The organism is Fretibacterium fastidiosum, assembly GCF_000210715.1.
Lineage (GTDB): Bacteria > Synergistota > Synergistia > Synergistales > Aminobacteriaceae > Fretibacterium > Fretibacterium fastidiosum.
This window is the reverse complement of record NC_021038.1, coordinates 749,513-772,729: the sequence shown is the minus strand read 5'-3', so window position 1 is coordinate 772,729 and position 23,217 is coordinate 749,513. Positions and strand designations below refer to the sequence as shown.

Sequence of the window (23,217 nt, the reverse complement as noted above, 5' to 3'; positions counted from 1 at the left end):
AATACTGGTACCCACGGGGGCTGATCCTCGACCGGCCCCCGTGACGTTCAATGAGTGAGGAGAGGACTAGACATGGCTTTCGAGGCGGTCAATAAGCGGCTTGTGCGCTTCAGGGCTCTGCTGAAGGAGAAGGGACTGGACGCTTTCGTTTTGCTGGTCCTGGAGCGACACAACACGGAGAACTGCCATTACCTGTCGGGCTTCAGGGGGAGCAGCGCTGCGCTCGTCGTCGACCGGGAGAACGCGCTTCTGGTGACGGACGGGCGCTATCGCATTCAGGCCGCGGCGGAGACGCCATTTGAAGTGGTCATTCAGTCGGAGCTTCCGCTGCCCGCCTGGCTGGCGAAGGCCGTAAAGGACGCGAGATGGCGCAGGGTGGGGTTTGAGGCGGAGAAGGTGTCCCATCGAATCTTCAGCCTCTCGTTGGAGCCCGTGGGGATTGAGTGGGTGGATGCGTCGGAACTCATCCCCTCGCTGCGCCGTGCCAAGGACGCCGAAGAGGTGGAGGCGATCCGGCGAGCCGCCCTCATCGGGCGCCAGGCCTACGGCAACGTGCTTCGGACCGTGCGGCCCGGCATGACGGAAGCGGAGTTCGAGGGCGCGCTCCTGCTGGAGATCAAGAGGCTGGGGGCGGAGAAGGGCTGGGCCCACGACGACTTCATCGTGGCCTCCGGAGCGCGGGGCGCCATCTGTCACGCCCACGCGACCTCGCGGGCCTTTGAGGCGGGCGACGTGGTGACGGTGGACTACGGCGCCATGGTGGGCGGCTACATGAGCGACATCACGCGCAACTTCGCGGTGGGCCGGCCCGACGACAAAGCCCTTGAGGTGAACGACGTCCTGCTGCGGGCGCACCGCGCTGCGGCTGCGGCGCTGCGTCCGGGACTTGCGGGCCGGGAGGCGGACGCCATCGCCCGCCGCATCATCGCCGAGGCGGGCTACGGCCGAAACTTCGTACACAGCCTGGGACACGGCCTGGGGCTTGAGGTCCATGAAGCGCCGCGCCTCTCCGCCACCTCAAGGGACGTGCTGCAGGCTGGGGACGTCGTGACCGTCGAGCCGGGGATCTACATCGAGGGCTGGGGCGGCCTCCGCATTGAGGACGACTACCTCATCACCCAGGACGGCGCGGAGTGTCTGACGGCGACCGACAACCAGTCCCTTGAAGTCGTCGCCTGAGCCTGGGGACCGCTGGCCGAGTTGTCGAGGGGCTCCCCGAAGGGAGATCGGAGCCCCATGTCGAAATTTCAGGGAAGCGCTGAAGATACCCTTGGTCGAACGTACCTCGATGGCTTTCGACAATTTTAAGATGAATTTAAGATGGATCAGCGCTTCCTTAAGAGGCTGAATAAAATTTTGATCGAAATAAAATTCTGAAGGGAGAACGCACGCATGGAGAACGCCGTGAAGGGCCCCGGCCAGGGGGGGCTGGAGCAGGAGGGCGCGGATAACGAGGTCGTCCGGCAGATGAAGGAGAAGCTCCTTCGCCTGCGCCGGGAGGAGGGCTTTGACCCCTACGTCGCCGAGACGTGGGACTGCCGGGACCACCTGGCGGACGTCCGCTGTCGTTTCGAGCACCTGGCGCCGGAGGAGTCAGACGAGACGGTGACGCTGAGCACGGCGGGCCGCCTGATGACGCTGCGCCGGCAGGGCAGGACGACCTTCGCCGATTTGGCGGACGAGACGGGGCGCATCCAGCTCTACTTTCAGGTGAACGCTCTTGGGGAGAAGCCCTACGAGTTTCTGAAGAAGTGGGTGGACACGGGGGACTGGCTGGGCGTCGTGGGGCATCCCTGCCGCACCAAGCGCGGAGAACTGACCATTCAGGTGACGGACTACAAGCTGCTCAGCAAGTCCATCCGCCCGCTGCCGGAGAAGTGGCACGGCCTGACGGATACGGAGACCCGCTATCGACGGCGCTACATGGACCTCATCGCAAACCCGGAGGTGCGCGAGGTGTTCCGCAAGCGCTCGAAGATCATCTCCTCCTTCCGAGAGACGCTGGAGGCCCACGGGTCGCTGGAGGTGGAGACGCCCATCCTGTCGGTGCTGGCGGGGGGCGCCAACGCCCGGCCGTTCAAGACCTTTCACAACGCCCTGGGTTTGGACATGTACCTGCGCATCGCGGTGGAGCTCTACCTGAAGCGTCTCGTGGTGGGCATGATGGGCCGCGTGTACGAGATCGGGCGCAACTTCCGCAACGAGGGCATCGACACCATGCACAACCCGGAGTTCACGATGATGGAGGTCTACTGGCCCTACGCGAACTACGAGGACATGATGAACCTCGCGGAGGAGCTGATCCGCAACGCGGCAAAGGCCATCGGTACCCTTGAGATCGAGTGGAACGGCGTCAAGGCGGACCTGTCGCGGCCCTTCCGCCGCATCACGATGCTGGATGCGGTGAAGGAGTACGCCGGCGTGGACCTGAGCGCCGTGACGGACGACGAGGCGGCGCGGAAGATCGCCCGCGAGAAGGGCTTGGGCGGCGACCTGAAGGGAACGGAGAGCCGCTTTGCCGTGCTGAACCTGCTGTATGAGGCCTTTTGCGAGGAAAAAATGGTGCAGCCGACCTTCGTGATGGGGCACCCCACGGAGATATCCCCCCTCTCGAAGCGGGACCCGGAGAACCCCGACTACACTCACCGCTTCGAGCTCTTCATGTTCGGCAAGGAAGTGGCCAACGCCTTCAGCGAGCTGAACGACCCGCTGGACCAGCGGGCGCGCTTCGAGGACCAGATGCGCAAGAAGGAGGCGGGCGACGATGAGGCCCACGCCTTCGACGAGGACTTCATCAACGCCATTGAGGTGGGGTTGCCGCCCACGGGGGGGATGGGCATCGGCATGGACCGTCTCGTCATGTTCCTGACGGGGGCGCGGTCCATTCGCGACGTCATCCTCTTTCCGGCGATGAAGCCGAACGAGTGACACGGCGGACAGGACCCCGTTGACGCGAGGGGGCGGCCTGCAGGCCGCCCCCTCGCGCGCTCTCTGTTTATGAGATGGTTTCAGGAGATCAGGAGCAGCATCTCCCGCGACAAATAGAGGCCCGCTGCGATCAGCGCGAGGCCGCACGTGACGTTCAGGGCGCGCAGGATGACGGTGCCGCGCTCGCTCTGCAGCCAGCGGGACGCCAACTGCGCAAAGGTCCCGGAGAGGACCAGCACGGCGCTGTACCCCAGCGCGTAGGCGACGATGAGCCCCGCGGCCGCGACCGGTTTTGTCGAGGCCTGGGACAGGGCGACGGAGAGCAGGGGAGAGATGTACCCGATGCTGCAGGGGCCGATGGCCAACCCGGATACGACGCCCAGCGTCAGCGCCCCGCGCAGGCCGCGGCGGTCCGTGCCGCCCGCCTTGTCCGCTCCGCCGTTGAAGGAAAAGAGGCGAATGTGGACGATCCCTATCAGGTGCAGCCCCATGAGGATGAACACCGCCGCGGTGACGAACGTCAGCAGGCGCTCATGCCCTCCCAGCAGGACCCCCACGCCCGAGGTGATGAGGGCCACCAGCAACAGGTTCAGCACGATGCCCACGCAGAAGACGCAGGATATCCTGAAGGCCTCCCACCGGCCGGGCTCCTCCGCGTTCGCGATGTAGCCCACCACCAGGGGGATGGCGGCGATGCCGCAGGGGCTGAGGATGACGCTGGCCATCCCCCACAGGAAGGCCCCCAGCCACTGCAGCGCGCCGCTTGAGAGCATCGCAGAAAAGATCGCATCGAGCATCGTTAGAGGTTGACACCCGCCTTCTTGAAGACCTCGACCACCTCGTCGAGGGACCGGTACCCCACCTCGGTGGCGACTTCCTTGCCGTTCGCGTCCAGGAAGATGAGCGTCGGAACGTAGCGGACGTTGTGCTGCTCCGCCGCCTCAGGGTGTTCCTCCAGGTAGACGTGCTCCGTCGCCAGCTTGCCGGCGTACTTGGCGTCGATCTCGTCCAAGACCTTGGACATTATGGAGCAGGTGGGTCAGGTGCGGGTGGAGAGCATCTTCAAGGTCGGCGTCCCCGCGGCAGAGGCGGGAACGGCTGCCAGGACGGCTGCCAGAACAGCGATAAACAGTGCTTTCATTATAGACACATCCTTTCGATCGTTCGGCCCCGCGGCCGTCGGCTTTTGCGCTCCCGGCCGCGAGGTCCGTTTTGTGAAAGCTATTTTACAGTGAGGCGGTTTTTGCGGTAAGGCGGGAAATGACGAACCCGGTGCTGGGGATTGAACGGACCCCGGCCTTGTGCGCCCCGTCCCTCTGGTGTAAGATAACGACGGCATGTACGCCGCGCAGGGCGCGAAATCGGGCTGGTTCGGAGGCCTCCATTGTGACGGTTGCTATCATTCCTGACGGCCTTTGCAGGGTTCTCCGCGCTTCCCTGGCGGCTAAATTAAGGGGAGGATTCTTTTATGGACGATAAGGGCGAGATCGTCAGCAGCCACGACGTGGACGACAACCTGTCCCTACAGATCTGGACGAAGGGGCACACGCCCCGCCTTGTCATCTTCAACAAGGCCAAGAATTCAAAGAAGCTGATTCGCCTCGGGTGGGTGGAGAAGCGGGACCGCAAGCTGGCCGTCAGCGGAAAGAAGCGCGGCGAGAGCGTGAACTACACCATTCAGGATTTTGAGCCGACGTTGCAGCGCATCCTGACGGAATACGCGGTCTACGCGAACTTCCGCATCAAGCTGTGGCGGTTCGCCGTGGAGCTGGAGAAGATCGTCAACGCGCCGGAGATCGTGACGGACAGCGGGGAGATGAACCTGCTGACCGAGGACAAGCGATCCTCGTTCTGGATCGCGGACTGCACGGGGCCGGACCGCAAGGCGGGCTTCTTCCGCCCCTTCTTTCCGGTCAGCGGGGCCGAGGCGGATGCGGTGGCCGGAGACCGGCTCCGCATCGCAGAGGGCAACCGCGGCGTTGAGGCTCTGCTGAAGACGGGGGTGCTGCGGGACCTGGCGAAGGCCAACCCAAAGCGATGGCACAATCCCGTCCGAGTCGTTGCGGCGGCGATGCTTCTGGGCTTCTCCTACTGCGAGGAGGACGGATCGGACTTCTCGGACGAGCTCTGGGGGGCGGGGGCCGAGGGCGGTGGAGAGGACGCCGCGGCGGCGGCCCTGACGGGGACGGTAAAGTTCACGCTGCGGGACCCCAGGCTTTTGGGCTTGGGCAGGAAGCTGGTGGCCTTCGTCCGACACTTTGACGCCGTGCCGCAGGTGGAGGTGTCGAACTCCGTGGACAGCGACAAGGAGCTTCAGGAGCAGGGCTTCGGCCGCACGCGGCGCCTCGAGTTCGGAGCGGGAACCATCGGCGACGTGCCGTACAAGGTGACGTTCTTCGAGCACGAAGACGGGCGCATCGCTCTGGGCTGTAAGCCCGAGGCCGCGACGCAGCGGCATAAGGGGGAGCTGGTCCTCACCCTGCCGGGTGACGTCTACCGGACGGCGCTGAAGCAGGACACCATGGGAGGGCCTGAGGACGACTTCTACACCACCACGCAGCTGGCCTGGGCCTGCCAGTTTAAGGAGTGGCTTGACAACATCACGCCCTACATTTCAAACTTTGCGGGCTTGATGTAGCCTCGCCCGAAGGGGGCCGAACGGGACTTCATGGAGGCGGCCTCTGGCTGTGGAGGACGCCTCCATGGAGGAGAGGCGAGTTTAGAAGGTGTCGTGGCGCGTCGTCGCCGAAAGCGGAAGGCGCTCGCCATGCTTTGGGGACGCTCGTTTCGTGAGGGTAGCCCATCGGCAGGATGGCGACCGGAATCACGTTCTCCGGCAGTGCGAAAGCCGACCGCACCTTCTGTGGGTCGAAGTGCCCCACCCACGTGGTCCCCAGGCCGAGGGCTGCGGCTTCAAGCATCATGTGGGTGGTGACGATGCTGGCGTCGACCTCCCCCATGTCCTTGTCGTCGTAGGGCCGCTTCCAGCTCACCGTGTCGTCGTAGCAGACGATCAGCGCGAGGGGCGCGGAGAAATGACAGGGCGTGCAGTCCTTCAGTTTGTCGAGGGCTTCTGCCGTGTCGAGCACCAGAATCCGCTGCGGCTGATTGTTGCAGGCGGTGGGGGCCAGCCTGCCGGCCTCCAGCACCGCGTCCAGCTTCTCGCTTTCGACCGCTTCAGACGTGAACTTCCGAACGGAATAGCGTTCCCTTGCCAACTTCAGAAAATCCATGATAACCCCTCCCGACAACTTTTCTAAAAATTTTACGACTCGTCGCGTCGTCTCCGCTATCCGTTGATTTCCTGGTCCCCTGTGAACCACACCTGTTTTTCCCGGCGTTTGCGGGCTTGTTCTGCGCCATGACGCTGGCGAAGGGCTGCGGCCGACATGGGGCCTCCGGATAGGCGGCCTCCTCATCCGTAAGTATGAAGTCCACGGCTACTCACTCAGTCCCCAGCAGCCTGAACAGGCATACTCAACTTTTGTCTTGGCGGCACCTCGGGGTAACCCGTCCTGGTGAGGATCCCGCAAGCTGGGATTGATTAATTCTGTAAATCTTAAAAGATATCCATCCGGGTCTTGTACTAAAAATTCTTTTTGAACAATATCTTCATCACCATTGCGGTAATGGCTTATACTCATCTGCCTAAATGGCTTAATTTGAAAACCTAAAATTCGTTTATACAGACCTTCCACATCAGAAACTGTCATTTCAAAATTCACTCCTCTCCCATAGGGATATTCAAGTTCGCCAACACTCCAATATCCATTATCTTGTTCAAACATCATTTGATTATCTTCCAATGAAAGAAAAATAAATTTATCTTCCGATCTTTCATATTCAATTACGAAGTTCAAAATATTTACATAGAAATCTTTAGTTCTCTCTATATCTGATACCACCAACTCTGGTATTAAAGAATTGAACTTCATAATAACCTCCATAAATCCCAATTTTATCTTACTGGCTATTTATAACATGCTACAGCCGCTAGGATTGACAATCCAACGCTTCTTCCTCCGCTGCATAAAAGATAACCTTAAGAGATTCTACTATAGTTTTAAAACTTGCTCGTCAATAAATTGCAGGAAAAGCACCGTGAGTATTGTATGCGCTAATATGACAGGGTGAAAAATGGAGTGTGAGGTATCGCTCAACCTGTAGATTGAGGGATGAACTCCCCCCTTGACGCCGTAGGACGTACCCCCTATACTTCTTTTAAAAGCAGATGTTAGTACCAGGTGCTAAATTACGGAGTGGTCTGCGGACCATTCCAGGATGGATGGACGGCGTTGCGAAGGGGAGGTGTTTGCGATCAGTTCCGGGAGAACGGTGGAGACGTCGAGAAAGCTTCGGCAGGAGCGTCTTTCGGCGATCCTGGAGGCCAACCCCATGACCACGGATCAGGAGCTGGCCGCGTCCCTTGGCGTGAGCCTGGGCACGGTGCGTCTGGACCGCGCCATGATGGGGGTGCCGGAGCTGCGGAAGCGCGTGCGCTCCATGGCGGAGCGGGCGAGCAGCCGGCTTCGCTCCCTCAACCCGAGCGAGATCGTGGGCGACCTCCTGGAGCTTGAGCCGAACCGGTGGGCCCTGTCCGTCCTGCGCACGGCGCGGGACATGGCCTTTCGCTTCACGAACATCGTTTGGGACCACTACATCTATTCTCAGGCCAGCTCCATCGCCGTGGCGGTCATTGAGTCCGCGGTCGTCATCGTGGACTCAATGCGGGGTGAGTACAAGGGGCACGCCCACGTGGGCGACACGCTCATCGCCCGCGCGAAGGTGGGAGTGAACCGCGAGGGGCGCCGCATCGTCAGCGTCCGCACCCGGGTGGGCGACAAGGAGATCTTCGTCGGCCGCTTCATCGTTGAGGTGTTGAGATGAGCGCGCGGGGACGGCGCTTGCTCCGCGGAGCGGCCAGACAGCTTGAGAGGACAATGCCTGAATGAAGAAGATGACCATAGCAGTGGATGCGATGGGGGGGGACAACGCCCCTCAGGCGATATGCGAGGGGGCAGCCCAGGCCTGTGCAGCGTTCGAGGACCTGGAGGTCGTCCTGACGGGGGATCGGGAGAGGCTGCTCCCCCTGGTGGAGGCCTCTCCTGCGGCGGTGCGGTCGCGGATAAGTATCCGGCACGCCGACGAGGTGATCGGGATGGACGAGCACCCCTCGGCGGCCATCCGCCGCAAGCGGAACTCGAGCCTGCGGGTCGCCATGGAGATGGTGCGGAGCGGGGAGGCGCAGAGCTGCGTCTCCGCCGGCAACACGGGGGCCATCGTGGCGGGGGGTGTGCTGGTGGTGGGACGCCTGCCGGGGATCGACCGTCCGGCGCTTGGGGCGCCGCTGCCCACCATCGAGCGCTGGACCTTCCTGCTGGACGTGGGCGCCACGGTGCGCTGCAAGCCCGTGAACCTCTATCAGTTCGCGCTGATGGGCAGCGTGTACGCAGAGAGGATCATGAAGGTGGAGGCCCCTGAGGTCCGGCTCCTGTCGAACGGCACGGAGGAGATCAAGGGGGACGAGTCCGTCTCCGGGGCGCGGGAGCTCCTGTCGAAGAGCCGGCTGAACTTCATGGGCTACACGGAGGGCGACGACATCGCCTGGGGCCGATCGGACGTCGTCGTCTGCGACGGCTTCATGGGGAACGTCGTCCTGAAGTTCGGCGAGGGGCTGATGTACGGGGCGAAGTCCATCATCTCCCAGGAGATGGGGCGCCGCATCCTGCCCAAGGTCGGGATGCTCTTCATGATCCCCATGGTGAAGTCGCTGTGGTCGCGCTTTAACTACGAAAAGTACGGCGGCACGCCACTTCTGGGGGTGAAGGGGGTCGTGATCAAGGCCCACGGCCGCTCCAGAGCGCCCGCCATCAAGGGTGCCATCTCCGCGGCCCGCCGGTTCATCGAGGAGGACGGGGTGGGGCAGATTCGAGCGGAGCTGGACACCGGAGCGGGGCCTCAGGGGGAGTCAAGGGGAGCGCAGGGCCAGGCTGAATATTGAGGTGACGTTTATGATCAGGAACAATCGAGTTTGTGAGCTGCTGGGGACGGAGTACCCGTTGATTCAGGGCGGTATGGCGTGGGTGGCCAACGCCAGCCTGGCGGCAGCCGTGAGCAACGCCGGAGGCGTGGGGCTCATCGCGGCCGGCGCGTCGCCCGCGGAGGTGCTGGAGCAGGAGATACTGAAGGCCAGGAGCCTGACGGACAAGCCCTTTGGGCTCAACATCATGCTGATGTCCCCGACGGCGCCGGACGCCCTTGAGCTGGCGGCGAAGCACCGCCTGCGCATCGTCGCGACGGGGGCGGGCAGCCCCGGAAAGGTCCTGGAGAGGCTGAAGCCTCTGGGCACCATCGTCATCCCGGTGATCGCCTCGGTGGCCCAGGCGAAGCGGGCGGAGAAGCAGGGCGCGGACGCCGTGGTGGCCGAGGGGACGGAAGCCGGAGGGCACATCGGCGAGTTGACGACGATGGTGCTGACGCCGCAGATCGCAAGCGCGGTGAAGATTCCCGTCATCGCCGCAGGGGGCATCGCGGACGGCCGCGGCGTGGCTGCGGCGTTCGCCCTGGGGGCGGAGGGCGTTCAGCTGGGCACCCGCTTCATCTGCTGCTCGGAGTGTACGGTACACCCCAACTACAAGCAGGCGGTGATCGACGCGCGGGACCGCAGCACGGCGGTCACGGGTCAGAGCCTGGGACACCCTGTGCGCTGTCTGCGCAACAGGCTGACGGCCGAATTCGAGAGGCTGGAGGCCGAGGGCGCGCCCGCGGAGGAGATCGAGAAGCTGGGGATGGGAAAGCTCCGGGCGGCCGTCGTGGACGGCGACACGGAGTGGGGCTCCCTGATGTCCGGCCAGAGCGCCGCGATGGTGAACGATGTCCTGCCCGCGCGGGAGATCGTGCGGGGCCTGTTCGACGAGGCCCGGAGGGTCCTGCACGGCATCCGGGACGCAGCGGGCGCGGAGTAGAGGATTTCGAGGACCAGGGACTTCAAGTTACCCCGCGCGCCATGGCGCCGCAGGGCAATGCGAGGAGGCGGTGTTATAGATGAAGTACGCACTTTGTTTCCCCGGTCAGGGGGCGCAGCAGGTGGGGATGGGCCAGGAGCTCTACAGGGCCTTTCCCTCCGCGAAGGCGGTCTTTGACGAGGCCGACGACGCCCTGTCCGCACACCTGACGAAGCTGATCTTTGAGGGGCCGGAGGGGGAGCTGACCCTGACAGCCAACGCCCAGCCCGCCATCATGACGGTGAGCGTCGCGGCCCTCTCCGTCCTGGAGAAGGAGATGGGCGTGGCGCTGAAGCCCGCCTGTGGGGCGGGGCACAGCCTGGGCGAGTACACGGCCCTGGTCGCTGCGGGGGTTCTGTCCTTCAGCGACGCCGTCCGGCTGGTGAACAAGCGCGGCCGGTGGATGCAGGAGGCCGCGCCCGAAGGCGTTGGCGCCATGGCGGCCATCCTGGGCCTGGGGTCGGACGAGGTGAAGGCCCTGTGCGCGGAAGCGGCGCCCGGAGGCGAGTGCCAGGCGGCGAACTTCAACTCGCCGGGGCAGGTGGTGATCTCCGGCGTCAAGGAGTTCGTGGAGAAGGCTGCCGCGGCCGCCAAGGCCAAAGGGGCCCGCAAGACCGTGATGCTGAACGTCAGCGCGCCCTTCCACAGCCGCCTGATGCTCCCCGCGGCGGAGAAGCTGAAGGAGGAGTTCGAGCGCTGTTCCTGGGCCGAACCGAAATGGCCCATCGTGGCCAACGTCAGCGCGAGCGCCGTCGTTTCGGCTGAGGAGATTCGGGACGCGCTTTACGAGCAGACCTTCAGCCCCGTGCTGTGGGAGAGCTCCGTGCTCTACATGGTGGATTACGGCGTGGACACGTTCCTGGAGCTGGGGCCCGGCGAGGTCCTTTGCGGGCTGATCAAGCGGTGCCGCAAGGGGCTGAAGCAGATGGCGGCCGGCGAGCCGGAGGCGCTTGAAGCCATGGCCACGGCCCTGCGGGAGGGCGCGTGATGGCGCGCCGGGTGGCCCTCGTCACAGGAGGGGGGCGGGGCATTGGCCGCGCGATCGTCCTGGAGCTTGCGCGGAACGGCTGCGACGTGGCGGTGAACTACGCAAAGAGCGCCGACGCGGCGGACGAGACCGCCCGCGCGGCGTCCGCTCTGGGCGTCCGCGCGGAGACCTTCGGCGCGGACGTCTCGGACCGCGCACAGGCGGAGGCCCTGTTCAAGGCCGTCCGGGAGGCCATGGGGCCCGTCGAGGTGCTGGTGAACAACGCCGGCATCACCCGTGACGGGCTCCTGGTCCGGATGAAGCCCGATGACTGGGACGCCGTGATCGCCGCGAACCTGAGTTCGGTGTTCTACTGCACGAAGGAGGCCGTCCGCGACATGGCGCGGGCCCGCTGGGGCCGCATCATCAACCTGGCCTCGGTGGTGGGGCTCATCGGCAACGCGGGACAGGCGAACTACAGTGCCTCGAAGGCGGGGCTCATCGGCTTCACGAAGTCCGTGGCGCGGGAGTACGCCGTGCGCGGCATCACGGTCAACGCCATCGCGCCGGGCTTTATCGACACCAGCATGACGGCGGTCCTCAAGGAGGACGTCAAGGCCGCGATCACCACGCAGATCCCGATGGGGGCCATCGGGACGCCCGATGATGTGGCCCGTGCCGCCGCGTTTTTTGCCTCGGAGGGAAGCTCGTACATCACAGGGCAGGTTTTGGCAGTTGACGGCGGCATGACGATGTGTTAGATATACAGCAATCGGTTTTACGGGGGGAGGTGAGCTGGATGAAGAAGGAAGAGGTTCTGGCCAGGCTGAAGGAGATCATCACGGACCGCCTGGATGTTGAGGAGGATCAGATCGTTCCGGAGGCGACGTTCGTCGAGGATCTTGGAGCGGACTCCCTGGACATTGTGGAGCTGATCATGGGCATCGAGGAGGAGTTCGATATCGAGATCCCCGATGAGGACGCCGAGAAGCTGACCTCGGTCGGCGAGGCTATGAATTACACGCTGGGCAAGATCGGCGTCGAGGAGTAGGCCTTTTGTGTCGGATGGGGGGAGGGCGAAGTCCTTCCCCCTTCGTGTCCATTGGCGGCCCCCGCGAGGGGGCCGAACGAAGAAGACGGCTTCCCCGGCTGGAGACAGCGCAGGCAGGGAAGAATATCGAGCATAGAGCAGGAGTGATCGCGCAATGAGCGCAACGAGAAGAGTGGTCGTGACGGGCCTCGGCCCCGTCAGCCCCATCGCCCTGGGTAAGGACGCCTACTGGAAGGCGCTTCGGGAGGGGAAGAACGGCATCGGCCCCATCACGACGTTCGACCTGGGGGACTGTCCCGTGACGTTTGGCGCCGAGATCAAGGACTTCGACCCCACCCTCTGGATGCCGGGCAAGGAGGCCAAACGGTCCGACCGCGTCATCCAGTTCGCCGTGGCCGCGGCCAGGATGGCCGTGGAGGACGCGAAGCTGGACACGAGCGCCATGGACCCCTATCGCCTCGGCGTCTACATCGGCACCGGCCAGGGCGGGATCGAGACGTCCTTCAACAACTTCAACACCATGCTGACCAAGGGCTCCCGGCGGGTCAGCCCCTACTTCATCCCCATGATGATCAGCAACATGTCCACGGCCTACGTGGCGATCGTCCTGGGCGCCAAGGGCCCGAACCTGTGCGTCGTCACGGCCTGCGCCACGTCACTGCACAGCATGGGGGAGGCCTATCACACCATCGTGCGCGACGACGCGGACGTGATCGTCGCGGGGGGGACGGAGGCCGCGCTGCGCACCATCAGCATCGCGGGCTTTGCCGCGATGAAGGCCCTCTCCACCCGCATGGATTCCCCGGAGACGGCCAGCCGGCCCTTTGACAGGGACCGGGACGGCTTCGTGATGGGGGAGGGGGCCGGAGTCGTGGTGCTGGAGGAGCTGGAGCACGCAAAGGCGCGCGGTGCCCACATCTACGGCGAACTCGTCGGCTACGGCACCTCCTGCGATGCCGGCCACATCACGGCGCCGGACCCGGAGGCGGAGGGCGCCGCCTACGCCACGCGGCACGCCATGAAGATGGCGGGCTGGCGGCCGGAGCAGGTGGACTACGTCAACGCGCACGGCACCTCCACGGGGCTGAACGACAAGATGGAGTCCTTCATGATCCACAAGGTCTTTGGGGAGCGCGCGAAGGACGTGACGGTGACGTCCACGAAGTCCATGATCGGGCACTGCCTCGGCGCGGCGGGAGGCCTCGAGGTCATCGCCTCCCTGCAGGCCATCGAGGAGAACTACATCCACCCGACCCTGAACTACACGACGCCGGACCCGGAGTGCGACATCACCCTGTCCACGGGCAGGGGCGTCGAGCGGAAGGTGGACCGGCTTCTGGTGAACAGCTTCGGCTTTGGCGGGCACAACGGCGTCCTGGCGTTTCAGCGCTGCGAGTGATGCCGGGGAGCGCGCTCCTGAGGGATATCCTTGACGCCGCCCTCTCCGAGCAGGAAAGGGCGCGCATAGAGGGGCGCGACCTCGCGGCGCTGCAGGCCGCCCTGGGGTACTCCTTTCGCGACGAGGGGCTCCTGGAGGAAGCGCTGTGCCACGCCTCCTTCGCCAACGAGCACGGGCTGGCCGTCAGCAACGAGCGGCTGGAGTTCCTGGGGGACTCCGTGCTGGGCTTTGTCGTGGCCCGCGCCCTCTACCGGCTCTATCCGGAGGCCAGGGAAGGCGACCTGACGCAGAAGCGCGCGGAACTCGTCTGCGGCCGCTCCCTTCGGGACCGCGCGCGGGAGCTGAACCTTCCGCCCCTGATCCTGCACGGACACTCCGTGAGGGACGAGGCGCTTCCCACCTCGATGTGCGAGGACGCGGTGGAGGCCCTTCTGGGCGCGGTCTGCCTGGACGGCGGCGTGCAGGCGGCGGAGGGCGTGATCGGACGGCTGTTCCTGCAGGAGGCAGAGGTGCGAGCCGAGACGGACGTCAGCCCCAAGTCGAGGCTTCAGACGTGGCTTCAGGCCCGCAGGATCCCCCTGCCGACCTACGAGCTGGTCTCCGTCACCGGCCCCTCCCACGCGCCGTCCTTTCGCGTTCGGCTCAGGGTGAACGGCGTCGAGCACACCGCCTGCGGCAGCACGCGCAAGGGCGCGGAGTCCGATGCAGCGGAGCGGGTACTCGAGGACCTCATGAGCCTGGAGGTCGGCGAATGAGGGGGCGCCCCCTCGTCCTCGCGGCGGCGCTCTTCCTCCTGTCGCTCCCCGCGCGCGCCGCCCTGGCGGACGAGCTGCCCATCGCCGTGACGCAGCCCTGGATCGCCCTGATCGTCTCCTTCCTGGGTGGCCCCAACGTCGCCGTCAAGCCCCTCCTGATCTGGAACGACGCGGGGGACTCCATTCGCGCCGAGGGTGGTCGGGCGCTGCGGAACCTGCCGACCGACGCCCGCATCGTCGCGTTGGACTCCGCGGACCTCACGGGGGCGGGATTGAAGGTCGGCGCCTACGGAAACCTGCGGACGCTCTACAACCCCTTCCCCATCCCCCCGGAGCGCTGGGACGCCTCGCTGCCGGACCCCTCCGTGATGCCCTTCGTCGCCCAGAGGGTGCTGACGGTGCTGGCGGACTGGGACCCTCAGAACTACCTGTACTACCAACGTCGCCTCGCGGAGTTTCAAGCCCGGCTGTCGAGCTCCGTCCTGGCCGGACGGCAGGTGCTGCGGGACGTGCGGGTCTGCGACCTCAGCGGAGCCAGCAGCGCGCTGCTTCGGGCCGCCGGGTGCCGCATGGAGCGACCGGACCTCCACCTGCTCGACAGCTGGAGTCGGGCCAGCCCCAAACAGCTTCAGGAGTTTTTGGAGGAGAGGATCGCCCAGGGCGTCGTCCTCGTGATGGACGGAGGGACGCCGCGCAACCTGCGGAGCTTTCTCGGAGGCCGAACGGAGGTCTTCAGCTTCGCCCGGCCGCCCCTGAACCAGGACTATCCGGCGTTCCTGAACGAGCAGTACATCTCCCTCTGGCAGAAGATCACGGCGAAGCCGCCCGCAGGCCGGAGGCCGGACGCGCCGCGCAGTCGGTAGGGCGGACCCGCGGGGCGGAACCTTCAAGGGGACGGCAGGGGCCGCCCCCTTTCTGCATCCAAATCTCCCGACGGCCTTTTTCTTATCGCCGATTGGGCGTATGATAGGCCTGTCGATTTCAGATGCGAGGATGAGGAGGCGTTTTGGGATATGCTCTACAGGATGGAATACGAGTCCCCGCTGGGGACGCTGACCGCGATGAGCGACGGAGAGAGCCTGGTCGGGCTCTTCATGGACCCCGTTGAGGCGAGGCCGGGGGACGCGGCGGATGAAGGCCTTCCCGTCCTCGCCGCCCTGCGCGGGTGGCTGGACGCCTACTTCGACGGGAGGAGGCCGACCCCTGCGGACCTTCCCCTGGCTCCGGCGGGCACGGAGTTCCAGCGCGCGGTGTGGCGCATCCTCCTGGACGTCCCCTACGGAAGGACCACGACGTATGGCGCCATCGCCGCGATCCTGGCGGAGCGGAACGAGCGGGGGCGGATGGCGCCCAGGGCGGTGGGCGGCGCCGTGGGGCACAACCCCATCTCCATCGTCATCCCCTGCCACCGCGTCGTGGGCGTCGGAGGGAACCTCGTGGGCTACGGCGGCGGGATGGATCGCAAGGTGCGGCTCCTGACCCTGGAGGGCGTCGACATGTCGCGCTTCTTCGTCCCCGGTGAGGGACGGCGTGTTTGAGCGCCGGTCGCGGCTGATGGGGGTCCTGCTGCTCGCCGTACTGCTGGAGCCCCTGGCCTGTGCAACGGCACGGCGCTTCGGCGCGCGGCTCTCCAGGAACGCGGGCCTGTCCTTCGGCCTCCTGGCGGGGCGCCCTGCGCTGGCCCTGGCCCTCTCCTCCCTCGTGCTTGCGGCCGTGCTGTGGGCCGCGTTCCTGTGGAGGAGGCCGGGCGGCGTCGTGCGTGCAGGGCTGGCGATCACGGCCGGGGGAGCCGCGGTGAACCTCGCGGAGCGGCTGACGCTGGGAGCCGTCCTGGACTGGATACCCCTTCCGTTTTCCTCCTGCCTCGTGCCGGGAGGCCTGTTCTTCAACCTCGCCGACGTCGAGATCGGGATCGGCGCGTGCCTGGCCGCCTGGGCCGCCGTCTCCGCCAGGGAGGGGACTGAGTGACGGAGCCCCTGGACCTCCTGAACAAGGACGTCCCGATATGGCGGCTGATCCTCTCGCTGGCGTGGCCCGCCATCGTGGAACAGCTGCTCCAGACGGTGGTGACCTACGTGGATACGGCCATGGTGGGCAGCGTCGGCGTGGAGGCCACCGCCGCCGTCGGGGTGACCACCTCGACGGTGTGGCTGCTGGGTGGCCTCATGAACGCGGTGGGGGTCGGGTACTCCGTCCTGATGGCGCGGCGGATCGGCGAGGGGAAGCTGGAGGAGGCCCGTGCGGTGATCCGTCAGGCGGTGCTGGCCGTCTGCGTGCTGGGAACGGCACTGACGCTCTCCGTGACGCTCTTCGTCGCCCCGAACCTGCCCGTCTGGATGGGGACGGACTCGCGCGTGACCCCCCTGGCGGCCACCTACCTGCGCGTCGTGGGGCTGTCCTACGCCTTCAACCTGTCCGTGCTCGTCTGCTCCAACGTCCTGCGCTGTGCCGGCGACAGCCGCACGCCCCTCAAGTTCAACTTCCTGACGAACCTCATCAACGTCGCGGGCAACTTCATGCTGATCTACCCGACGGCGACGTTCTCCCTCGCGGGCCTCGAGTTTACCCTGCCGCGGGCCGGGTGGGGCGTGGCGGGGGCCGCTGCGGCCACGTCGCTGGCCACGGCCTTCTCCGGGACCTGCATGATGGGCGTGCTCTTCCTGAGACGGTCCCCCCTGCAGATCGCCCTGCGCGAGAGCTTCCGGCCGGAGCGGCGCATCATCCGCCAGGCCGCCGGGCTGGCGTTCCCCGTGCTGCTGGAGCGGCTCTCCATCGCTTCGGGACACCTGGCGAGCACGGCCATGATCTCCGGCCTCGGCACCGTCTCCCTGGCCGCCCATCAGCTGGCCAGCACAGGGGAGGCCGTCTGCTACCTGCCGCCCTACGGCTTCTCCATCGCCGGCACGGCCCTCGTGGCCCAGTCGCTGGGGGCGGGGGAGCGGGATCGCGCCTTCGCCTCCGGCGAGTGGTGTGCCCGCCTGGGGGTCCTGGTCATCCTCTTCAGCGCCGCGGCCATGTACTGCTTCGCCGTCCCCCTGGCGGGCTTCTTCACGTCCGACGCCGAGACCATCGCCCTCAGCGCCCGGATGCTGCGCCTCGAGGTGTGGGCGGAGCCCTTCCTGGCCGCCACCATCGTGCTGGGCGGCGTGCTTCGCGGGGCGGGGGACGTCCGCTGGCCCGTGTACATCGCGGTCGCCGGCATGTTGGTGCTGCGCGTCCCCCTGATCTGGGTGCTGATCCACCGTTTCGGCTGGGACCTGACGGCCGTCTGGGGCGCCATGATCGTGGACTGGATGCTTCGCGCCCTGATCTCCCTCTGGCGCTTTTACGGGCGCCGGTGGCTCTCCGTCTGGCGGTGAGGGGGCGGCTGCGCGTCTCCGGCGTTTACACGACGATTTCGTTCAATCCATCGAGAAAAACTTATCCTGTTCACTGCGGAGGTATGAGACTTTGAAGACCATGGGTTATGGGCATCAGTGGATCGACGACGACGACATCGCGGAGGTCGTCCGGGTCCTGAAGGGCGACTGGCTGAGCCAGGGGCCGACGGTGGAGGCCTTCGAGAAGGTTCTGGCCGATTACGCGGGAGTGCGGCACGCCGTGGCCTACGCCAACGGGACGGCGGCGCTGCACGGGGCCATGACCGCCGCGGGGCTCAGGGGCGGGGAGCGCGCGCTGACTACGCCCCTGACCTTCGTGGCGACGGCGAACGCCGCGCTCTATGCAGGGGGCGAGCCGGTCTTTGCGGACATCGACCCGGACACGCTGTGCATGGACCCCGTTCGAGCGGAGGCCAAAATGCGGGAGCTTCCCCGCCGGATCAAGGTTATCGCGCCCGTGAGCTTCGCCGGCTACCCCTTCGACATGGCCCCCTTCCGGAGGATGGCCGAGAGGCACGGGGCCGTGCTCATCGAGGACGCCAGCCACGCCCTGGGCGGGGATCGGGGGCCGCGCAGGGTGGGGGCCGACGCGGACATGACGACCCTGAGCTTCCATCCGGTGAAGCACATCACCACCGCCGAGGGCGGCGCAGTCCTGACGAACGACGACGAGTTCGACCGTCGGCTGCGGCTCTTCCGCAATCACGGCATCACGCGGGACCCCGCGGAGTTCCAGGACGCACCGGACGGGCCGTGGCACAGCGAGATGCAGACCCTGGGCTACAACGACCGCCTCTCGGACGTCGCCTGCGCCCTGGGCCTCAGCCAGATGCGCCGGCTGGACGCCTTCGTCGCGCGCCGACGCCAGATCGCCTCCCTCTACCGCGAGCTCCTGAGCGGAGTGCCCGGTCTGACGCTCCCTCCCGACCACGAGGGGCACGCCTGGCACCTCTTCGTCGTTCAGGTGGGCGCGGAACGGCGGGCTCCGCTCTTCGCCCGCCTGGCGGAGGAGGGCTTCCGCCTCCAGGTGCACTACAGGCCCGTGCCGCTGCAGCCCTACTACCGCGAGCGATTCGGCTACCGGGAGGGGGACTTCCCGGAGGCGGAGCGCTACTACAAACGGGCCATCTCCCTGCCCATCTTCCCCCTGATGGAGGACGACGACGTGCGCCGCGTGGCGGACTGCATCAGGAGGTTCTTCGTGGAGTAGGGGAGTTGGAGCCGTCGCCGTGTTGCGGGCCGGCCCTCCGGTCGGGCGGTAGGATCGTAGAGCGACGACAAGTTTCGATTTTTTCCATCTTGACCTTTTGAAGAAATGCGATAAAATAAATCACTGTATTCGGGACGTAGCGCAGTCTGGCTAGCGCATCTGCATGGGGTGCAGGGGGTCGGAGGTTCGAATCCTCTCGTCCCGACCATTTGAGAGGTTTGGAGGAGTCCGTAAGGGCTCCTCCTTTTTTACTTTGTGCCCCTTTGCGCTATAATCAGGGGGCGTCTTTCGGCGCTCTCAGCGGTGCCTCGCTCAGTCGCCGGCCCGAAAGATGTCAAAACCTTTTAAGGAGTGAATGTCGTTATGTCCCTTCCCAAGCTGAATGGGTTTCCGGTCCCCTCCCTCTCCGAGGAGGATCGGGCCGCTCTTGAGGCCGCAGCCCGACGGGCGCGCGTCAGCGCCCTGACGATGGTGACGGCGGCGTCGAGCGGACACCCCGGCGGCGCCTTCTCAGGCATCGAGATGTTCCTGACCGTCTACGGCACGGCAAACCTCACGCCGGAGAACTGCAATGCCCTGGATCGGGATTACGTGGTCGTGTCCCATGGGCACACGTCGGCGGGCGTCTACGCGGCGCTGGCGGAGTGGGGATTTTTCGACGCCGGGGAGGCCATGGCCCACTTCCGGCAGTGCGGCAGCGTCTTTCAGGGGCACGTGGAGCGCGAGGTCCCGGCGTGGACTGGGGGACGGGCAACCTGGGGCAGGGGCTCTCCGCCGGCGTGGGCTTCGCCCTGGCGCAGCGCGCCCGCGGGCACAAGGGGCGCGTCTACGTGCTGATGGGGGACGGCGGGCAGACGAAGGGCCAGCTGGCGGAGTCTCGCCGCCTTGCCGTCAAGGAGGGACTGACGGACCTGGTGGCCCTGATAGACTGGAACGGCATCCAGATTTCGGGGCGCCTTGACGACGTCATGCCCTGCAACTTCAGGGCGCTGTGGGAGGCGGACGGCTGGGAGGTGGTGGAGTGCGACGGGCACTCCTTCGACGCGCTCTACCTGGCGCTGAAGGACGCGGGCCGCCGCGGTCGGCCCACCGTGTTGCTCTGCCGCACGGTGATGGGCAGGCAGGGGCAGGCCATGGAGGGGACCGCTGCCTATCACGGCAAGGCCCCCTCGTCCGAGCTCTACGAGCAGATCGTGAGGGACCTGGGCGGAGACCCTGAGACGCTGACCAGGGCCTTGGAGGCGCGGAAGTCCGTGCCGTCCTTTAAGGGACGGAAAGTCGTCCCGCCGGCACCTCATCTCGAACTGGGCACCCCGTTCTCCTATGAGGGGAACAGGTCGGACAACCGCGGGGCCTTCGGAAAGGCCCTTGCGGACGTAGGCCGCCGAAACTGCGGCAGGCCCGGAGCGACCCCCATCCTCGTCTTCGACTGCGACCTGGCCCCCTCCGTCATGACGAAGGACTTCAAGGCGGAGTGCCCAAAGAACTTCATCCAGTGCGGCATCCAGGAGCACTCCACGGCCACGACGGCCGGCGCGGCGGCTGCGGCGGGGACGACAGCGGTCTGGGCGGACTTCGGCGTCTTTGGCATCGACGAGGTCTACAACCAGCAGCGCCTGAACGACATCAACCAATCCGGGGCCAAGACCGTCCTGACGCACGTGGGGCTTGACGTCGGAGAGGACGGAAAGACGCACCAGTGCATCGACTACGTGGGGCTGTTCCACAACACCTTTGGCTGGCGCCTCGTGGTGCCCGCGGACCCGGAGCAGACGGACCGTGTGACCCGCTGGATGCTGGGGACGCCGGACAGCGTCTGCCTGGCGGTGGGCCGGAGCAAGGTGGACCTCGTGCGCGACCCGTCGAGCGGCGCCGTCTTCGGCGGGAGCTATCGGTTCGAGTACGGCCGCGCCGTGAAGGTTCGTGACGGCAAGGACGGCGCGATCTTCGCCCTGGGGGCGATGACGCAGCGTGCGCTGGCCGCGGCAGCGGCCCTCGCTGAGAAGAACGTCAGCGCAGCCGTGTGGAGCGTTTCCTGCCCGCTGGCGGTCGACATGAAGGCCCTCAGGGAGGCCTGCGGGCTTGGCTGCGTCCTCACGGTGGAGGACCACCACGCGGATACGGGCATGGGGTCGATCCTGGCCGTGGCCATGGCGCGGCACGGCCTCTCGGCGAAGATGAGGAACCTGGGGGTGACGCGCTACGGCGACTCCGGCCCCTCTGCGGCCGTCCTGGCGGCCATGGGGCTGGACGAGAAGGGCATCGCCCAATCCTTCCTGGAGCTGAGGGAAGGACGCTGATGACGGATCGGGAGGAGGCGCTGCCGGCAGGGCGGCGCCTCCTGCTTCACATCTGCTGCGCTCCGGACGCGACCGTCCCGGCGCGGGACCTGACGGCAGAGGGCTGGCAGGTTACGGGCTTCTTTTACGGCTCCAACATCCACCCCCGCGAAGAGTACGTTCGGCGGCTGACGACGCTCCACCGGCTGATGGCCCACGAGGGGCTTCCCCTGGAGGAGGGGCCTTACGCGCCGGAGGACTGGATCGTGCACATGGAGCGGTCGGGGCTGATGGAGGAGCCGGAGGGAGGGCGGCGCTGCACGGAGTGTTTCCTGATGCAGCTCGCGTCCGCGGCAGAGGCCGCCGTGCGCCTTGGCTGCACGCACCTCTGCACCAGCCTGACGACCAGCCCTCACAAGGACGTGGAGCGCATCGCCCGCCTCGGCACGGCCTGCGCCGCGTCCCGCGGGCTGACCTGGGAGCCCCGCGTCTGGCGAAAGCGGAACGGCTTCCTCCGGTCCCTGGAGATATCACGGGAGCTGGGGCTCTACCGCCAGAACTACTGCGGGTGCGTCGCGAGCCTTCAGGGGCTCCCCGTGGAGTGCGCGCTGTGAGGTCTTTGGCCCGCCGTTTTGCGGCGGCGGCCCTGGCTGCCTGTCTGGCGGGACCGGCCTGGGCGCGGCCCCTGAGCGGGGACTTCGCGCACGTCCTCGAGATCGCGGGGGCGAAGGAGGGCGCCCTCTGCCGGCTGAGGCTCCCGACGGGGGTCTACGCCGGACTGGCCCGATCGCAGACCGAGGACCTCGCCGTCTTGGACGCGCGGGGGGAGCCCGTGCCCTTCGCAGCGGAGCCGGGCCACCCGATCCCTCAGGGGCCTCCGGTCCTCGTCGAGACGGAGGTCCCCTGCTTTGAGCTCTCCCCGGCGGGGCAGGGTGCCGGGCCGTCGGAGTTTCGCGTCAAGGCCCAGCTGGGGGACCGCCTGATCGAGCTTCAGGGGACGGTCCCGGAGGCCCGCAGAGGCGAACGCCGCTATCTGCTGGACCTCTCCGAGCTCTCCCCGGCGGGCCCGTCGGACCGCTACCGGCTGCTTCTCGCCTTGGACGGGGTGGGGATGGAGGCGCGGGCCGACGTCCTGATGAGCGTGGACCTGAAGCGGTGGCGGGAGCTGATGAGCGATGCCCCCCTCGGCTCAGGGGCGCTGGAGCTCCCCAGGGCCCCGACGCGCTGCCTCCTGCTGCAGGTCCGTGGGGCGGGGGAGGGGTTCGCCATCCGAGGGGCGAGCTGCGCCTACCGGGTGTGGGGTCACGCCGTGGAGGACGGGTTCGCGGACTTTTCAGGCGCCCTGACGAAGGATCGCCGCGCGGCGGAGTACGACACGGGGGGCGCCTGGCCCGTCACGAGGGTTCAGCTTCTGCTGAGCGAGCCCGGACGCCGGCGCGTGCGCTGTCTGTCGCGGACCGACCCCGGGGGCCCCTGGCACCTCGTGGGGACGGCGGAGCTCTATTTGACGCGCGGGAGGGTCGGCGCGGAGCAGCGAAACGGCCCCGCTCCCGTTCGCCTGAGGGAGGACCGCTATTGGCGCGTCGAGTTCGACAGCGCCCTCATGGAGGAGCCGCCCCTGCTGAGGACCTGGTGGAGCGCGGGGACGGTCCTCTTTCGGGCTCAGGGTCCCGGCCCCTGGTCTTTGGCCTTTGGGTGCGACGATCCGCCCCCGTTGGAGGTTTTTCGGAAGCCGGCGGGAGAGTTCGACGGGGACGCCCTGGAGGTGACCCTGGCGATCGCCGATTCATGGGGCGGAGAGGCCTTCAGGGCGCCCCCGGAGCCCGGCGCGGAGGAGGAGGGCTACACGGCCCCTTGGCGCGTTCCCGTCTGGCTGGGGCTGGGGGTCTTTGCGAGCGCGGCCGCGCTGGCCGCTTGGCGCGCAGGGCGGATGGGGTGATGAGGTTGTACCACGAAGTCGTCCAACGCTGGAGCCCCGTCCCCGACCGCCTCTGAGCGGACTGCGGCAGCCGTCCGCTCAGAGGTCGTCTCCCTTGAGGGGAGGTGGCCCGAAGGGCCGGAGGGGTTGCTTCCCAGGTACAACGACAACCCCTCAGGCTCGCTCCTTTGGAGCTCGCCAGCCTCTCTTGCAGGGGGGCCAAATAAACCGGGGGCCTAAAAAGCGCGCTTCTTCTTTTCGCCTCCCCTGTAAGGGGAGGTGGCCCGAAGGGCCGGAGGGGTTGCTTCCCAGGTACAACAACAACC

Annotated in this window: 24 protein-coding genes and 1 tRNA gene; 21 read left to right on the top strand and 4 right to left on the bottom strand. The window is 66.4% G+C overall.

What is annotated here, in order from left to right; genetic code table 11:
* Positions 1–72 precede the first annotated feature (72 nt).
* Both SY1_RS03400 and lysS read left to right on the top strand, forming a co-directional pair.
* Positions 73–1,179 (top strand): M24 family metallopeptidase, encoded by a 1,107-nt coding sequence (locus SY1_RS03400; RefSeq protein WP_015556192.1) that lies wholly within the window; start codon positions 73–75, stop codon positions 1,177–1,179.
* 213 nt (positions 1,180–1,392) lie between these two features.
* On the top strand, positions 1,393–2,928 hold the full coding sequence (gene lysS / locus SY1_RS03395; protein WP_015556191.1) for a lysine--tRNA ligase: 1,536 nt from the start codon (positions 1,393–1,395) through the stop codon (positions 2,926–2,928).
* An 80-nt stretch (positions 2,929–3,008) separates the two neighbouring features.
* Here lysS and SY1_RS03390 read toward each other — a convergent pair whose 3' ends face one another.
* On the bottom strand, positions 3,009–3,725 hold the full coding sequence (locus tag SY1_RS03390; protein WP_015556190.1) for a cytochrome c biogenesis CcdA family protein: 717 nt from the start codon (positions 3,723–3,725) through the stop codon (positions 3,009–3,011).
* Between the two features lie 2 nt (positions 3,726–3,727).
* Positions 3,728–3,952 carry a thioredoxin family protein gene (locus SY1_RS03385; protein WP_208872682.1) on the bottom strand — a complete coding sequence of 75 codons (225 nt, stop codon included), beginning with the start codon at positions 3,950–3,952 and terminating at the stop codon, positions 3,728–3,730.
* A gap of 444 nt (positions 3,953–4,396) precedes the next feature.
* On the opposite strand from SY1_RS03385, the gene SY1_RS03380 reads away from it, so the two are divergent.
* On the top strand, positions 4,397–5,566 hold the full coding sequence (locus tag SY1_RS03380) for a hypothetical protein (RefSeq protein WP_015556188.1): 1,170 nt from the start codon (positions 4,397–4,399) through the stop codon (positions 5,564–5,566).
* A 28-nt stretch (positions 5,567–5,594) separates the two neighbouring features.
* Here SY1_RS03380 and SY1_RS03375 read toward each other — a convergent pair whose 3' ends face one another.
* Positions 5,595–6,161, bottom strand: coding sequence for a nitroreductase family protein (locus SY1_RS03375; protein WP_015556187.1), 567 nt, complete (start codon positions 6,159–6,161; stop codon positions 5,595–5,597).
* 207 nt (positions 6,162–6,368) lie between these two features.
* Complete coding sequence (locus SY1_RS03370) at positions 6,369–6,863, bottom strand: bleomycin resistance protein (protein ID WP_208872680.1); 495 nt, start codon at positions 6,861–6,863, stop codon at positions 6,369–6,371.
* A 400-nt stretch (positions 6,864–7,263) separates the two neighbouring features.
* Between SY1_RS03370 and fapR the strand changes: the two genes are divergently transcribed.
* From fapR to SY1_RS03285, 18 genes are all read left to right on the top strand, one after another.
* On the top strand, positions 7,264–7,815 hold the full coding sequence (fapR, locus tag SY1_RS03365) for a transcription factor FapR (protein ID WP_279369715.1): 552 nt from the start codon (positions 7,264–7,266) through the stop codon (positions 7,813–7,815).
* A 70-nt stretch (positions 7,816–7,885) separates the two neighbouring features.
* Positions 7,886–8,929 carry a phosphate acyltransferase PlsX gene (gene plsX / locus SY1_RS03360; protein WP_208873965.1) on the top strand — a complete coding sequence of 348 codons (1,044 nt, stop codon included), beginning with the start codon at positions 7,886–7,888 and terminating at the stop codon, positions 8,927–8,929.
* Positions 8,930–8,939: 10 nt separating this feature from the next.
* Entirely contained in the window at positions 8,940–9,893 is a 954-nt protein-coding gene (locus tag SY1_RS03355; protein WP_015556185.1) for a nitronate monooxygenase, read from the top strand.
* A gap of 79 nt (positions 9,894–9,972) precedes the next feature.
* Positions 9,973–10,920, top strand: a complete 948-nt coding sequence (fabD, locus tag SY1_RS03350; RefSeq protein ID WP_015556184.1) for an ACP S-malonyltransferase — start codon at positions 9,973–9,975, stop codon at positions 10,918–10,920.
* Positions 10,920–11,660, top strand: a complete 741-nt coding sequence (fabG, locus tag SY1_RS03345; protein WP_015556183.1) for a 3-oxoacyl-[acyl-carrier-protein] reductase — start codon at positions 10,920–10,922, stop codon at positions 11,658–11,660. The genes fabD and fabG overlap by 1 nt, the downstream gene beginning before the upstream one ends.
* 38 nt (positions 11,661–11,698) lie before the next feature.
* Positions 11,699–11,950, top strand: coding sequence for an acyl carrier protein (acpP, locus tag SY1_RS03340; protein ID WP_015556182.1), 252 nt, complete (start codon positions 11,699–11,701; stop codon positions 11,948–11,950).
* Between the two features lie 154 nt (positions 11,951–12,104).
* Positions 12,105–13,349: a beta-ketoacyl-ACP synthase II gene (fabF, locus tag SY1_RS03335; protein ID WP_015556181.1), complete on the top strand. Its 1,245-nt coding sequence runs from the start codon at positions 12,105–12,107 to the stop codon at positions 13,347–13,349.
* Positions 13,349–14,104, top strand: a complete 756-nt coding sequence (gene rnc, locus SY1_RS03330; RefSeq protein WP_015556180.1) for a ribonuclease III — start codon at positions 13,349–13,351, stop codon at positions 14,102–14,104. The genes fabF and rnc overlap by 1 nt, the downstream gene beginning before the upstream one ends.
* Positions 14,101–14,967 carry a hypothetical protein gene (locus tag SY1_RS03325; RefSeq protein WP_015556179.1) on the top strand — a complete coding sequence of 289 codons (867 nt, stop codon included), beginning with the start codon at positions 14,101–14,103 and terminating at the stop codon, positions 14,965–14,967. The genes rnc and SY1_RS03325 overlap by 4 nt, the downstream gene beginning before the upstream one ends.
* A gap of 150 nt (positions 14,968–15,117) precedes the next feature.
* The gene (locus SY1_RS03320) at positions 15,118–15,642 is read left to right on the top strand and encodes a methylated-DNA--[protein]-cysteine S-methyltransferase (RefSeq protein WP_015556178.1); all 525 of its coding nucleotides are present in this window, start codon (positions 15,118–15,120) and stop codon (positions 15,640–15,642) included.
* The gene (locus SY1_RS03315) at positions 15,623–16,072 is read left to right on the top strand and encodes a signal peptidase II (RefSeq protein WP_208872677.1); all 450 of its coding nucleotides are present in this window, start codon (positions 15,623–15,625) and stop codon (positions 16,070–16,072) included. Before SY1_RS03320 ends, SY1_RS03315 begins: the two co-directional genes overlap by 20 nt.
* A complete protein-coding gene (locus SY1_RS03310) occupies positions 16,069–17,463 on the top strand; it encodes an MATE family efflux transporter (protein ID WP_208872676.1) in 1,395 nt (464 codons plus the stop codon). Before SY1_RS03315 ends, SY1_RS03310 begins: the two co-directional genes overlap by 4 nt.
* A 100-nt stretch (positions 17,464–17,563) precedes the next feature.
* Entirely contained in the window at positions 17,564–18,694 is a 1,131-nt protein-coding gene (gene pseC / locus SY1_RS03305; protein WP_208873964.1) for a UDP-4-amino-4,6-dideoxy-N-acetyl-beta-L-altrosamine transaminase, read from the top strand.
* A 130-nt stretch (positions 18,695–18,824) separates the two neighbouring features.
* Positions 18,825–18,902, top strand: a tRNA-Pro gene (locus tag SY1_RS03300).
* A 155-nt stretch (positions 18,903–19,057) separates the two neighbouring features.
* A complete protein-coding gene (locus tag SY1_RS12525) occupies positions 19,058–19,531 on the top strand; it encodes a thiamine pyrophosphate-dependent enzyme (protein WP_015556177.1) in 474 nt (157 codons plus the stop codon).
* Positions 19,429–20,994: a transketolase gene (locus SY1_RS03295; RefSeq protein ID WP_279369714.1), complete on the top strand. Its 1,566-nt coding sequence runs from the start codon at positions 19,429–19,431 to the stop codon at positions 20,992–20,994. The genes SY1_RS12525 and SY1_RS03295 overlap by 103 nt, the downstream gene beginning before the upstream one ends.
* The gene (locus tag SY1_RS03290; RefSeq protein WP_015556176.1) at positions 20,994–21,587 is read left to right on the top strand and encodes an epoxyqueuosine reductase QueH; all 594 of its coding nucleotides are present in this window, start codon (positions 20,994–20,996) and stop codon (positions 21,585–21,587) included. The genes SY1_RS03295 and SY1_RS03290 overlap by 1 nt, the downstream gene beginning before the upstream one ends.
* Positions 21,584–22,912: a DUF3999 family protein gene (locus tag SY1_RS03285; RefSeq protein WP_208872675.1), complete on the top strand. Its 1,329-nt coding sequence runs from the start codon at positions 21,584–21,586 to the stop codon at positions 22,910–22,912. Before SY1_RS03290 ends, SY1_RS03285 begins: the two co-directional genes overlap by 4 nt.
* Positions 22,913–23,217: the final 305 nt, after the last annotated feature.